A 13,617-nucleotide genomic window follows, 5' to 3' on the forward strand; every position below is an offset into this window, starting at 1 on the left:
TCTTCCTCTGAGGTTGATATATGGAAAGGTATTGACGGCGGACGGGCGCCGGGGTGAAGGTGGCCGCATCGTCCACCCGTCTGACCAGGGGGTCCGATGCACCTGTCCACGAGATCGAGGAGCAGGCGTGCCCTGCTCGCCGCCGCCGCGGCCCTCGCCATGGCGGTCACCCCGTTCACCGCCAGCGGTCCCGCCACCGCCGACTCGATCGACCGGCAACAGCAGTACGCCGCCGCGGCCGCCGAGTTCGGCGTGCCGGAGAGCGTCCTGCTCGCCGTCTCCTACCTCGAGTCCCGCTGGGACACCCATCCCGGCACCCCGAGCACCAGTGGCGGCTACGGCCCGATGCACCTCACCGACGCCGCCCACGTCACCTCGCTCCCCGGTGGCAGCCACATCGACGAGGGCGAGGACCCGCGCGGTGACGAGTCACGGCCGTTGGCCGTCGCCGCGCCGGCCACGGCCGAACCGGCGCCGGCCGCTCCCGGCGACGCCGCGCTGCAGACCCTCCAGGCGGCCGCCGCGCTCACCGGCGCCAGCGCGGAGGCGCTGCGGTCCGACCCGACCGCCAACATCCGCGGCGGGGCGGCGCTGCTCGCCGCGTACCAGCGGGAGCTCGGCGGCCCGGTCGGCGCGGCCAGCGACCCGGCGGCCTGGTACGGCGCGGTGGCCCGCTACTCCGGCGCCGGCGCCGAGGACACCGCGGCCGCCTTCGCCGACGAGGTGTACGGCCAACTCCGCGAGGGCGCGAGCCGGACGACCGACGACGGGCACCGGGTGACCCTGCCGGCCCGGGCGGTCAGCCCCGACGAGTCGGCCCTGCACCGGCTCGGGCTGCGGCGCGCCGAGCGGCCCGACGGGCTGGAGTGCCCGATCGGCATCGGCTGCGAGTGGATCCCGGCTCCGTACCAGAAGTACGGCCCCCGGCCCGGCGACTACGGCAACTACGACCTGGGCAACCGCCCGGCCCAGCAGAAGCTCGAGTACATCGTCATCCACGACACCGAGGGCTACTTCTGGCCCAGCGTCAACCTGGTCAAGGACCCGAAGCGGGTGGGCTGGCACTACACGCTGCGCTCGGTGGACGGCCATATCGCCCAGCACATCAAGACCAAGGACGTCGGCTGGCACGCCGGCAACTGGTACGTCAACGCCAAGTCCATCGGCCTGGAGCACGAGGGCTTCGCCGGCCACGGCACCTGGTACACCGAGGCGATGTACCGCACCTCGGCCAAGCTGGTCCGGCACCTGGCGCTGCGGTTCAACATCCCGCTGGACCGACAGCACATCATCGGCCACGACAACGTCCCCGGCACGGTGGCGGCGAACGTCGCCGGGATGCACTGGGACCCGGGACCGTACTGGGACTGGTCGCACTACTTCGACCTGCTGAAGGCGCCGTTCCGGTCCACCGGCACCCCGCGGACCGGCCTGGTGACCATCGACCCCGAGTTCGCCGGCAACCAGCCGGCGTTCACCGGGTGCTCGCGGCAGCCGCCGGGGGTGCCCACCCCGCTGCCCCCGGTGAGCGACCCGTGCCCGCTGCGCGGCTCGTCCGCGGTGCTGCTGCGCAGCGCGCCGAGCCACGACGCGCCGCTGGCCGTGGACCTGGGCGAGCACCCGGACGGCTCGCCGGGCACGATGTACGTCCCGGACCACAGCGCCCGGGGCTCGGCCGGCCAGACGTACGCCGTCGCCGAGGTGCGGGGGGACTGGACGGCGATCTGGTACCTCGGTCAGAAGGCCTGGTTCCACAACCCCGCCTCGGCGCCGACGGCGAAGTGGGCCACCGGCTTCGTGGTGACGCCGAAGCCCGGCAAGGCGACGATCCCGGTCTACGGGCGGGCCTACCCGGAGCAGGCGGCCTACCCCGCCGGGGTGCCGTACCAGGCGATCTCACCGCTGCAGTACACGCTCGCCGCCGGCCAGCGGTACGCGGTGGGCGGGGTCCTGCCGAGCGAGTACTACCGCGCGGTCACCTTCGACGGGTCGTCCCCGGGCGACTGGACCGTGGTCAGCGGCGACCTGCGCTACGTGCAGGTCCAGTTCGGCCACCGGATCGGCTACGTCAACCTGGACGACGTGTGGCTCCTGCCGTCGGCGGTCGGCGCTCCCTAGTCGCCCGCCCGGGTCAGGGGCTCCCCGCCGAGCCGCCGACCCGACACGCCGAGGGCCCCCGGTCAGCTGACCGGGGGCCCTTCTGCGGTACGGCGACGATCAGCCGGGTCGGCGGAACCCGGCGACCGGCATGGTGTTGATGCTGGAGACGTTGACCGGCTTGCCGGCCCGCGGCGCGTGCACCATCTTGTCGTTGCCGAGGTAGAGCCCCACATGGTGCAGGTCGCTGAAGAAGAAGACCAGGTCACCCGGGCGCGCGTCGGAGCGCGAGATGGCCTTGCCCTCTCTCCACTGCGCGCCCGTGTGGTGGGTCAGGTAGATCCCGGCCGCCTTGTAGGCGTACTGGGTCAGGCCGGAACAGTCGAACGAGTTCGGCCCGTCGGCGCCCCACACGTACGGCTTGCCGACCTGGGCGCACGCGGTCCTGATGGCCTCCCGGGCCGCCTCGCTGACCACGCCCTCGATGGTCGGGCACTTCTCCGTCTTGACCACCGTCACCGGCAGCATCTTCTCGAGCCGCTTGACCTCGGCCTCGATGTGCTTCTTCTTCGCCGCCAGTTCGTTCTGCTGCTTGACCTGTTCCGCGATCAGCGTGTCGAGCTTCTGCTTCTGGTCGTCGTACTTCTTGCGGACCGCGAGCACGCCCTCGATCTGCTTGCGCTCCTGGGCGGCCAGCCGGTCGAGGATGGTGAGCTGCTCGGTGAGCGTGCTCGGCTTGGCGCTCATCAGCAGGGCCGCGACGTCCTGGGACGGGCCGGTGATGTAGTAGCGGGAGGCGAGGTCGCCCACCCGGTTCATCGCCAGCTCGCTCTCCAAGGCCAGCGGCTGGATCTTCTTCTCCAGGTCCGCCGACTTCTTGCGGTTGTTCTTCAGCTGCGCCCGCACCTTGTTGTACTGCTCGATGGTGGGCTCCAACTGCTCCCACTGCTTGTCGATCTGCGCCTCGATCTCGTCGACCGAGGGCGCGGCGTGCGCCGGTGCGGCGAGCAGACCGGCACCGACGGCCGCGGCGGCGACCAGGGTGAGCAGACGGTGGGCGACCCGGCGCAGGCCGCCCGGACGAGCAGGCCGTCCCGGTGCGTGACGATGAGGGGGCATGGTTGCCACCGGCACCGACTCCTTTGCAACCGACCGCCGGGCGCCTCGCGGAGGGGAAGGGGCGAGGCAGACGACCCACAGCGGCCGGTGCCCCACATTAGGGAAGCCCCGGGGCGGAATCAAGGCGACCAACGGCCACATCACGACTGCGCAACCGCTTGTGTACCAAGGGTGTCCGGCCTTCAGCCGACGATGGCGGTCAATACGTCGTCGAGCGTCACCACGCCGAGCGGGCGGCGGCCGTCGCTCACCAGCACCATGTGCCGCCGCTCACGGCGCATCGCCAGCAGCAGATCGGCGAGCGTACGCTCCGGCGGCACCACCGCCAGCGGGCGGTACACCTCCGCCGGCACCGGCGCCCGCCGGCTCACCCCGGCGTACCCGAGCACGTCCTTGACGTGCACGAAGCCGAGCACCCGCCGGGTGGACCGCTGCACCACCGGGAACCGGGACCGGCCGGTCCGGGTGGCCAGCACCTCCAGCGAGGCGGGCGAGACGTCCTCGGCGACGGTGGTCACCGTCGACCAGGGCTGCAGGGCGTCGGCCGCGGTCCGGCTGTGCAGGGCGAGCGCGCCGGTGATCCGCGCGTGTTCCTCGGCGTCGAGCAGCCCCTCGGTACGCGCCTGCGACACCAGGCCGGCCAGTTCCTCGGCGGTGAAGACGGTCTTGACCGCCTCGGTTGCCTCGATCCGCCACAGCCGCAGCACCCGCCGGGACGCCCATTTCATGGCCAGCAGCAGCGGCTTGGTGGCCAGGCAGAACGCCAGCATCGCCGGGCCCAGCCAGAGCGCGGACACCTCGGGCCCGGCCAGCGTGATGTTCTTCGGCACCATCTCGCCGACCACGGTGTGCAGGAAGACCACGATCCCGAGGGCGAGCACGAAGGCCACCGGGTGCACCGCCTGGGCGGGCAGCCCCAGCGCGTGGAACGGCGACTCCAGCAGGTGGGCCAGGGCCGGCTCGGCGATCGCGCCCAGCCCCAGCGAGCAGATGGTGATGCCGAGCTGGGCGCCGGCGATCATCAGGGGGATCTGGTTCATCGCGGACAGCGCCCAGCGGGCCCGCTTCGAGGTCGCCGCCAGCGGTTCCACCACCGTGCGCCGGGACGCGATCAGCGCGAACTCGCTGCCCACGAAGAACGCGTTGCCGAGCAGCAGCACCACCGTGACGAGCAGTTCAGCCATCGTCGTCGGGATCCTCGGGACGGACCACCCGGACCTGTTCGATCCGGCGCCGCTCCACCTCGACGACGGTGAACTCGTACCCGGCCTCCTCGACCGTCTCACCCGCCACCGGGATGTGCCCCAGCCGGGCCATCAGGAACCCCGCCAGCGTCTCGTACGGCCCTTCGGGCAACCGGAAGCCGGTCTGCTCGGCCAGCTCGTCCGAGCGCAGCACGCCGTCGGCCAGCACGGTGCGCTCCCCGCCGGGCACGGTCAGCTCGACCGGACCGACGTCGGACACCGCGGCCGGGTCGAACTCGTCGGCGATCTCGCCGACCAGCTCCTCCACCAGGTCCTCCACGGTCACCACGCCGTCCGTGCCGCCGTACTCGTCCACCACGATGGCGAGGTCGGCGCCGGCGGCCTTGAGCGCGGCTAGCACCCCGTCGAGGTCGAGGCTCTCCGGCACGTACACCGGTTCGCGGGCCACCGAGCCGACCGTGGTCGAGCCGCGCTCGGCCAGCGGGACGCCGAGCACGTCCGGCACCCCCGCGACGCCGGTCACCAGGTCGAGCGTCTCCTCGTAGACCGGGAACCGGGTCCGGCCGGTGCGCCGGGCGAGATCGAGCAGCTGGGCCACGGTGGCCGTGGCGCGCAGCGCGATCACGTCCACCCGTGGCGTCATCGCCTCGGCCGCCCGCTTGTCGCCGAAGCGGATGGTGCGGCGCAGCAGCATCGCGGTGTCCGGCGGCAGCGCCCCGGCCCGGGCCGAGATGGCCGCCAGCAGACCCAGCTCCTCCGGGGAGCGGGCGCTGGCCAGTTCCTCCTGCGGCTCGACCCCGAGCGCCCGGACCAGGCCGTTCGCCGACCCGTTCAAGCCCCGGATCAGCCAGCCGAAGGCGCGGGAGAAGGCCCGCATCGGGCCGGCGGTGGCCAGCGCGACGGGCATCGGCCGGGCCAGCGCGAGGTTCTTCGGCACCAGTTCACCGAAGAGCATGGAGACCAGGGTGGCCAGGGCGAGCGCCAGGAACGGGGTGATCCGGTCGGTGGCCGCCCCGGCGAGCGGGTCCAGCAGCGGCGCGAAGAGCCGGGCCAGCGCGGGCTCGGCGAGGTAACCGGTGAGCAGGGCGGTGATGGTGATGCCGAGCTGCGCTCCGGAGAGCTGGAAGGAGAGTTCCCGCAGCGCCCGGCGGACGGCCGCGGCCGGCCCGTCGCCCCCGGTGGCCCGCCGGTCGATCTCCACCCGGTCCACGGTGACCAGCGCGAACTCGGCCGCGACGAAGAACGCGTTGCCGCCGGTCAGCAGCAGGAAGCCGACCAGGGGCAGCAGCGTGGACACGAGCAGGCCGTCGATGGTCGCCTCACCTCGGCGCGATTCTCGCACGGGGCGGGTCGTCCCGGCACGACCCGCGCGTCGCGGGTGGAGCTGGCCGGGTCGGGCTACCGTCGGGCCATGGCCGAACTCACCCTCGCGCACGAACTGGCCCTGCTGGCCTACGACGACAAGGGGAACCTCCAGCTCAACCGGCCCGCCCTCGACCACGGACTGGCCGGGGCGCTGCTGCTGGAGCTGGCGCTCGCCGGCCGGGTGGACGTGGTCGACGACCGCCTGGTGGTGGTCGATCCGACCCCGCTCGGTCAGCGGCAACTCGACGACGCGTTGACCCGGATCGGCACCGACGAGCAATGCCGCCGGCCGAAGGACTGGGTCGCCCGGCTCGCCCGGGACCTGCCCGAGCAGGTGCTGGACGGGTTGGTCACCGCCGGGGTGCTGCGCCGGGAGTCCGACCGGGTGCTGTGGGTCTTCCCGCGTACCCGCTATCCGTCCCAGAGCGGGGCGGAGCCGGCGGCGGAGACCCGGGCCCGGGCGCGGATGACCGCGGCGGTGGCCACGGACGGCCCGGTGGAGCCGCGCACGGCGGCCCTGATCGGCCTGGCCCGGGCGGTCCGGCTGGACCGGCACCTCTTCCGGGAGCTGCCCAAGGAGCGGGTGAAGCACCGGCTGGCCGAGATCGCCGCGGGCGACTGGGCGTCCGTGGCGACCCGCAAGGCCATCCAGGAGACCGAGGCCGCCGTGCTGCTGGTGGTCACCTCGGCCGCCACCGCCGCGACGGTGACCGCCGCGGCCTCCTGACGGCACGGGCGCGGCGCCACCTCGCGGCGGCACCGCGCCCGCGGCGGTACGCCTCAGCCGGCGACCGGCTCGGTCTCCTTGTCGCCCTGCGTCTGCTCCGGCTTGACCGAGCGGAGCAGCACACTGGCCACGTCGACCACCTCGACCTGCTCGCTGGCACCCTTGCCGTTCACGCCGTCGTTGAGCATCGTCGAGCAGAACGGGCAGCCGACGGCGACCGTCTTCGCCCCGGTGGAGATGGCCTCCTCGACCCGTTCCACGTTGATCCGCTTGCCGATCTTCTCCTCCATCCACATCCGGGCGCCGCCGGCGCCGCAGCAGAAGGAGCGCTCGCTGTTGCGCGGCATCTCGGTCAGGCCGCTGTCGCGGCCATCAGCGGAGGCGCCGGCCGAACCGCTCTGACCGCCGATGGCGGCCCCCAACACCTCACGCGGCGGGGCGAAGACCCGGTTGTGCCGGCCCAGGTAGCAGGGGTCGTGGTAGGTGACCCCGCCGTCGACCGGCTGCACCGGGGTGAGCTTGCCGGTGGCGACCAGATGGGCCAGCAACTGGGTGTGGTGCACGACCTCGAACTCGCCGCCGAGCTGTCCGTACTCGTTGCCGAGGGTGTTGAAGCAGTGCGGGCAGGTCGCCACGATCTTGCGCTTGGCCTTCTCCCGGTCGCCGAACGCCTCGTTGAGCGTCTCGACGTTCTGCTGGCCGAGCATCTGGAAGACGAACTCGTTGCCGATCCGCCGGGCCGGGTCGCCCGAGCAGGTCTCGCCCTCGCCGAGGATCGCGAACTTCACGCCCGCCTCGTTGAGCAGCGTGGCGACGGCCCGGGTGGTCTTCTTGGCCCGGTCCTCGAACGCGCCGGCGCAGCCGACCCAGAACAGGTACTCGAAGTCCTCGACCTCGCCGACCCGCGGCACCTCGAAGCCCAGGCCCTTGGTCCAGTCCTCCCGGGTGTTCTGCGGGGCGCCCCACGGGTTGCCCTTGTTCTCCAGGTTGCGCAGCATCACGCCGGCCTCGGACGGGAAGCTCGACTCGATCAGCACCTGGTAGCGGCGCATGTCGACGATGTGGTCCACGTGCTCGATGTCCACCGGGCACTGCTCGACGCAGGCGCCGCAGGTGGTGCAGGACCAGAGCACGTCCGGGTCGATGACGCCGCCGTCCTCGGCGGAGCCGATCAGCGGCTTCTCCGCCTCGGCCAGGGCGAGCACGTCGACGTGGGCGAGCTGCGCGGCGGTCGCCTTCTCCTCGCCGGTCAGGTCCTTGCCGCCGCCGGCCAGCAGGTAGGGCGCCTTGGCGTACGCGTGGTCACGCAGGCTCAGCACCAGCAGCTTCGGCGACAGCGGCTTGCCGGTGTTCCAGGCCGGGCACTGCGACTGGCAGCGGCCGCACTCGGTGCAGGTGCTGAAGTCCAGCAGGCCCTTCCAGGTGAACTGCTCCACCTGGGCGACGCCGAACTGGTCCTTCTCCGGGTCGGCCTCCTCGAAGTCGAGCGGCTTGCCGGCGCTCATCATCGGCCGCAGCGCGCCGAGGCCGGAGCCGGCCCGGCCCGGGTTGCGCTTGAAGAAGATGTTCGGGAACGCCAGGAAGCGGTGCCAGGCGACACCCATGGTGACGTTCAGCGAGATGACGATGAGCCAGGTCATCGAGATAACGATCTTGATGAGCGCGGCGACGCTGACGCCCGCCTCCCAGTTCGGCAGCGCGGCGCCGAGGGCATGGCTGACCGGGGTGGCCCAGACCGGGTACGCGAAGTGGTCGGTGGCGACCTTGAAGCCGCGGATCAGGAAGCCGAAGATCAGGACGAGCAGCACGACCCACTCGACGAAGTAGCCCTGCCACATGGTGGAGCCGGTGAACCGGGAGCGGCCGCCCGGCCGGGTCGGCCGGTTACGCAGCCGGATCGCCATCAGCACCAGGATGCCGACCAGGCCGAGCACCCCGATCACCTCGGTGGCCAGACCGAAGATCATCCAGTGCCCGATGATCGGCAGCTCGCCACGGGTGCTGACCACCTCGAAGTACGCCTCCAGCACCAGCAGCGAGAGCACGATGAAGGCGATCATCACGAACCAGTGCGCGGCGCCGACCACGCTCCACCGGAGCATCCGGGTGTGGCCGGCGGTCTCGACCAGCATGGTCTTCGTCCGGGTGCCCTTGTCCCCGAACCGCTCCGGGTCGGGCTGACCCAGCCGGATCACGGCCGTCATCTGCATGACCGCGCGTACCGCAAGCCCCACCGCCACCGCGGTGATGGCGAACGCAAGGATCGTGGTGACGATCTGGACGCTGCCCATCGAGTTGGCCTCCCCGGTCTGCTGCCTGTCGAGCGGCTCGGCGACCGGGGGCCGGGTCCGGGCGCGATCGGCGAGTCGCCACTGCCGCACCCTCGACCGGACCGGTCGATGACCTCGCTCCGCTCGGTCATGCAGTGCAGCCTACGCGCAAGGTTACCCATCGGTAACGTGAGTCTTCTCGCACCCGGCCACGCCGCCCTGCGCACACCATAGGTCGCCCCGCCCGCAACTGCCGGGCAGGGGCCGCGTCGAGTGATGTGGATTGCCGCACAGGCGGCGGCGGGCCGGACCGGGCCGGCGCCGCCGCACGGGTCGACGTCAGTCGCCGCCGCAGTGGCGGCGGACCGTCAGCGCCAGCGGGAGAGCAGCAGGAGCGAGGCCACCATCGCGCCGAACCCGACCGCGAGGTTCCAGTAACCCCACGACATGACCGGGTACTCCTGCTCGGAGAGGTAGTAGACCACCAGCCAGCCGATGCCAGCGACGATGAGCGCGACCGCGGTGACCGGCAACCACACCGGGCTAGGCTTGCGCGTCGCCGCCGTCGCCGTCGGACGCACGTCCGTCGGCGGGGTGTACACCTTCTTCTTGCGGACCTGAGACTTGGGCACGACGCTCTCCAGAGGGGATGACTGACCTCGTCCGGCCTGACAACCGGGCGCGGGGGCGACGGTCCATGGCCAATAATGTTCGACAGCTAGCGTAGTCCCGAAGACCCGTCCGGGCCACGAATGGGGTCAGGCCGGTGCACCGAGTGACCGAAAAGTGTGGGACGAACCGGTCACCGCACCGGCTCGCACCGTGCCGGGCGGAACCAGACGACGCGGAAGGAACGCTCGGTGGAGTACACATCCGGCGCTGCCTCGTGGCAGAAGGTGCTCCGGCGGGCCGTCGCCGGGCTGCTGCCCCGGCGACCGCGGCAGCGACGACCGGGCTGGTCGATCGGCGTACCGCTGATCGCCGCCGCGGCCGGACTGCTCTTCACCACCACCGCGACCACGGCCGGCGGCACCGCCCTGCGCGAGGACCGACGCCCCCAGCTCAACCAGCTGATCGAGGACCGCCGCGAGCAGGTGGCGGCGAGCGAGCGCCGGGCCGCGACCCTGCGCCACGAGGTGGAGGAGCGGACCAGCACGCTGGCCGACACGGACGGCCCGATCAAGGAGCAGCAGGAACGGGCCGCCGCCACCCGCGAGGCCGCCGGCTTCACCGCCCTGACCGGGCCCGGCGTCACGGTGGAACTCAACGACGCGCCCCGGCGCACCGAGCAGAACCTGCCCGAAGGGGTCACCAACGACTACCTGGTCGTCCACCAGGGTGACGTCCAAGCGGTGGTGAACGCGCTCTGGGCCGGCGGCGCGGAGGCCATGTCAATCATGAACGTCCGCGTGCTCGCCACCAGCGCGGTACGCTGCGTGGGTAACACCCTGCTGCTGCACGGCCGGGTGTACTCCCCGCCATTCAAGATCGTAGCAATCGGCGATCCCGCTGCCCTCCAGCAGGCCCTCGCCGGCTCTGAGGGAGTCCGGTTGTTCAAGGACGCGGTCGACCACTACCAGCTCGGCTACAAGGAGACCGTCTCCACGGTGACCGTCCCGGCGTTCGAGGACTCGACCGCCCTGCGTTCGGCGACGGTGCCGCGGTGAGTCGCGTGCCGGAGGACCGGTGGGAGGATCGGGACGGGCGTCACCGCGACCCGGCCGACGAGCCGACCGCGTTCATCCCCAAGACCGACCGGCCCGCGCCGACGGCCCGCCCGACGCGCGGCTGGCCCGAGCCGGTGCTACCGCGCTCCGCGGCGGCCCAGCCGCCCGCCGGCGGCAAGGCCCCGGAGCGCGACCCCGCCGACCTGCCGCGCCCCGCCGCCCCCAGCCGCTCCGCCGGCCCGGGCTGGTTCACCGACCCGGCCGCGACCACCGAGCCCACCCGCTCGACCGGTCCGGCCTGGTCGCCCGACCCGACACGCTCCTCTGACCAGGCGCGCTCCACCGGCCCGGCGTGGCCGACCGATTCCGCGCGCTCGGCCGAGGCGGCGCGATCTCCAGGGGTGCCGCAGGAGCCGAACTGGCCGGCGAACCCCGGCCGCTCCGGTCCGGCCACCGAACCCCGGCCGGGCACGCCCCGCAACCCGGGCCAGGCCGGCCCCCCGGCCGCCGCCGGTCCGGGCCACGCCGGCACCCCGGCCGCCGCCGGTCCGGGCGCGCCGGCCGCGACGGGTCCGGGCGCGCCACCGGCGTGGCCGGGCAACGCCGCGCTCCGGCCGGCCGTACCCAGCACGCCCCGCGGTCCGGCCGCACCCGCGACGCCGCACGGCCCGGCCGCGTCCCTCGACGCCGACCGGCCGGTCTCGCCCGCCCGGGCCGCCGCCGAGCCGGCCGGGCGCCCGCCCGTCGACCGCGCCGCCGCCCAGGCCGGGCGGCCCGCGCCGACCACGGACGCGCCGACCGCGTTCCTCCCGCAGGTCGGCGGCCCGGCCTCCGCGAGCGCCGGTCCCGCGGTCCCGGTCTCTCCGGCCGGCCCGGACCGCACCGCCGATCCCGCGGCCACCGCGCTGATCCCGGCCGTCGGCGGCCGTACGCCGGGCGGACCGCCCGCCCTCGATTCGACCGCCCTGATGGGTGCGGTCCCGCGCACCGAGCCGACCGGCGACCCCGGGGACGTCGACGAGCCACCCCGTCCGCGCCGGGGCGAGCGGGTGGTGCAGCTCCGGCCGGAGCAGACCGGCGAGGGCTACCGGAGCGTCTACTCGGAGCTGACCCGGCCGTCGCTCGCCTCCCGGCTGCGCAGCGGCATCCGGGTGACCGGCGAGGTGCTGATCACGTTCGGGCTGGTGGTGCTTCTCTTCGCCGGCTACGAGGTGTGGGGCAAGTCGGCGATCGTCGACGCCCACCAGAACGACCTCAGCCAGCAGTTGGCGCAGGCGTGGGGCCCGGACGGCGACCCGACGGTGGCGCCGTCGGCCAGCGCCGCCCCGAGCACCAAGCCCAAGCCGCCCGTGCAGGGCAAGCCGATCGCCGGCCTCTACATCCCCAAGCTGGACAAGAACTGGGTGGTGGTCGAGGGCGTCACCCAGAAGGACATCCGGTACGCCCCGGGTCACTACCCGAAGAGCGCCCTCCCCGGCGAGGTGGGCAACTTCTCCGTGGCCGGGCACCGCAACCGGGCCACCTTCTGGCGGCTGGACGAGCTGCACGACGGCGACGCCATCGTGGTCGAGGGCAAGGACACCTGGTACGTCTACAAGGTGACCCGCAACCACATCGTGAAGCCGACCCAGGTCGAGGTGGTGGCGCCGGTGCCGGGCAAGCCGGGCGAGAAGCCGACCAAGCGGATGCTCACGCTGACCACCTGCAACCCGAAGTTCGACAACTACCAACGCCTGATCATCCACGCCGAGCTGGACCGGTCCCAACCGAAGTCGGCGGGTCGCCCGGCGGAGCTGGGAGGCTGACCCGTGTACGCCTGGATCTGGCGGAAGCTCCCGTTCGGGCTGCCCGGCAAGCTCGCCGGCAGCGTCCTGCTCGCCGCCGCGATGGTGGCCCTGCTCTGGTATGTGGTCTTCCCCTGGGCGGAGCCCCTGCTGCCCTTCGACGACGTGCAGGTCACTCAGGACTCCGGCGTGCCCGGTGACCCCGGCGGCGACGTGGTTCCGGGGGACGCGCCCCCCGGCGACGAGCACGATCTGCCGTACGACACCGAGCGGAACAACACCCCGCCCCCCTCTCCGGACAGGTGAGTCGATGCGCGTCCTGGTGATCGACAACTACGACTCGTTCGTCTTCAACCTGGTGCAGTACCTGGGCCAGCTCGGCGTCGAGTGCGAGGTGCGCCGCAACGACGAGATCGACGTGGCCGAGGTGGGGCGGGTCGGCGCGGCCGGCGTCCTGCTCTCACCCGGGCCGGGTAGCCCCGACCGGGCCGGCATCTGCCTCGACGTCATCCGCACCTACGCCGGCGAGCTGCCGATCTTCGGGGTCTGCCTCGGCCACCAGGCGATCGGCGAGGCGTTCGGCGCCACCGTGGCCCGCGCTCCAGAGCTGCTGCACGGCAAGACCTCACAGGTGCGGCACGGCTCGACCGGAGTGCTCGCCGGCCTGCCCGACCCGTTCACCGCGACCCGCTACCACTCGCTCGCCGTACTGCCCGAGACGCTGCCGAGCGAGCTGGAGGTCACCGGCTGGACCGGCTCCGGCGTGGTGATGGCGATGCGGCACCGGACGCTGCCGATCGAGGGCGTCCAGTTCCACCCCGAGTCGGTGCTGACCGAGGGTGGCCACCTGATGCTGGCTAACTGGCTGGCCGGCTGCGGTCACCCGGAGGCGCTGGAGCGCGCCCCGGAACTCGCCGCCGAGGTGGACGCGCGCCGCCGCGCCGCGTTCGCCGCGGCCTGAGGTCACGCGGCCCGGATTCGGCCAGAGTCCGGCAGACTCCGCCGACCGCTGGCGACCTGGTCACGCCCCGCGCGGGCCGGGCTGCCCGTTCGACCGTGACTCAGTCCTCGAGGCCGTCCTCCGCCCGACGCCGGGCCCGGGCCGCCAGGAGCGTCACGGCCAGGACCGTCAGCGACAGGACGCCGACCGCCTTGCCGATCCGGTCGATCCGCCTCGAGGTGCAGGACCGGTGGGCCGCCTCCCAGTAGTTCCCGTCCGAGGGGCCGGCCCAACGGTCCAGGTCGGCGGCCAACGCGTTGCCGCAGGCCGCCGTCTCGTGGTCACCGGGCGAGGGAATGGAGATCGGCAGGGTCAGCAGGAGCACCACCACGGCGGTCCCGAGCCACGCGGCCCGGGACGGCGTCACCATGTGCCGATCTTCG

The 13,617-nt window shown here is 73.0% G+C and carries 12 protein-coding genes; 6 read left to right on the forward strand and 6 right to left on the reverse strand.

Features of this window, described 5'->3' with window-relative positions; all coding sequences use genetic code 11:
• The first annotated feature begins 96 nt into the window (after positions 1 to 96).
• The gene (locus tag AC1WTP_RS03730; protein ID WP_481647822.1) at positions 97 to 2,118 is read left to right on the forward strand and encodes an N-acetylmuramoyl-L-alanine amidase; all 2,022 of its coding nucleotides are present in this window, start codon (positions 97 to 99) and stop codon (positions 2,116 to 2,118) included.
• 99 nt (positions 2,119 to 2,217) lie between these two features.
• Here the strand turns inward: AC1WTP_RS03730 and AC1WTP_RS03735 are convergent, their stop codons facing one another.
• The 3 genes from AC1WTP_RS03735 to AC1WTP_RS03745 all read right to left on the reverse strand — a co-directional run bounded on the left by AC1WTP_RS03735 (position 2,218) and on the right by AC1WTP_RS03745 (position 5,706).
• Entirely contained in the window at positions 2,218 to 3,231 is a 1,014-nt protein-coding gene (locus tag AC1WTP_RS03735) for a C40 family peptidase (RefSeq protein ID WP_481647823.1), read from the reverse strand.
• Positions 3,232 to 3,398: 167 nt separating this feature from the next.
• Entirely contained in the window at positions 3,399 to 4,400 is a 1,002-nt protein-coding gene (locus tag AC1WTP_RS03740; protein WP_481647824.1) for a hemolysin family protein, read from the reverse strand.
• The gene (locus AC1WTP_RS03745; protein WP_481647893.1) at positions 4,393 to 5,706 is read right to left on the reverse strand and encodes a hemolysin family protein; all 1,314 of its coding nucleotides are present in this window, start codon (positions 5,704 to 5,706) and stop codon (positions 4,393 to 4,395) included. Before AC1WTP_RS03745 ends, AC1WTP_RS03740 begins: the two co-directional genes overlap by 8 nt.
• A 126-nt stretch (positions 5,707 to 5,832) precedes the next feature.
• On the opposite strand from AC1WTP_RS03745, the gene AC1WTP_RS03750 reads away from it, so the two are divergent.
• A complete protein-coding gene (locus AC1WTP_RS03750; protein ID WP_481647825.1) occupies positions 5,833 to 6,513 on the forward strand; it encodes a GOLPH3/VPS74 family protein in 681 nt (226 codons plus the stop codon).
• 53 nt (positions 6,514 to 6,566) lie between these two features.
• On the opposite strand, the gene AC1WTP_RS03755 is transcribed toward AC1WTP_RS03750, so the two are convergent.
• Positions 6,567 to 8,804, reverse strand: a complete 2,238-nt coding sequence (locus tag AC1WTP_RS03755; RefSeq protein WP_481647894.1) for a (Fe-S)-binding protein — start codon at positions 8,802 to 8,804, stop codon at positions 6,567 to 6,569.
• A gap of 347 nt (positions 8,805 to 9,151) precedes the next feature.
• Positions 9,152 to 9,415, reverse strand: coding sequence for a cell division protein CrgA (locus AC1WTP_RS03760; protein WP_109900262.1), 264 nt, complete (start codon positions 9,413 to 9,415; stop codon positions 9,152 to 9,154).
• Positions 9,416 to 9,643: 228 nt separating this feature from the next.
• On the opposite strand from AC1WTP_RS03760, the gene AC1WTP_RS03765 reads away from it, so the two are divergent.
• From AC1WTP_RS03765 to AC1WTP_RS03780, 4 genes are all read left to right on the forward strand, one after another.
• A complete protein-coding gene (locus AC1WTP_RS03765) occupies positions 9,644 to 10,450 on the forward strand; it encodes a DUF881 domain-containing protein (protein ID WP_481647826.1) in 807 nt (268 codons plus the stop codon).
• A gap of 401 nt (positions 10,451 to 10,851) precedes the next feature.
• Positions 10,852 to 12,255, forward strand: coding sequence for a class E sortase (locus tag AC1WTP_RS03770; protein ID WP_481647895.1), 1,404 nt, complete (start codon positions 10,852 to 10,854; stop codon positions 12,253 to 12,255).
• A 3-nt stretch (positions 12,256 to 12,258) separates the two neighbouring features.
• Positions 12,259 to 12,540, forward strand: coding sequence for a hypothetical protein (locus tag AC1WTP_RS03775; RefSeq protein WP_481647827.1), 282 nt, complete (start codon positions 12,259 to 12,261; stop codon positions 12,538 to 12,540).
• Positions 12,541 to 12,544: 4 nt separating this feature from the next.
• Positions 12,545 to 13,195: an aminodeoxychorismate/anthranilate synthase component II gene (locus tag AC1WTP_RS03780; RefSeq protein WP_481647828.1), complete on the forward strand. Its 651-nt coding sequence runs from the start codon at positions 12,545 to 12,547 to the stop codon at positions 13,193 to 13,195.
• 100 nt (positions 13,196 to 13,295) lie between these two features.
• On the opposite strand, the gene AC1WTP_RS03785 is transcribed toward AC1WTP_RS03780, so the two are convergent.
• Positions 13,296 to 13,604, reverse strand: a complete 309-nt coding sequence (locus tag AC1WTP_RS03785; RefSeq protein ID WP_481647829.1) for a hypothetical protein — start codon at positions 13,602 to 13,604, stop codon at positions 13,296 to 13,298.
• Positions 13,605 to 13,617 lie beyond the last annotated feature (13 nt).

This window comes from Micromonospora sp. R311 (assembly GCF_056780015.1).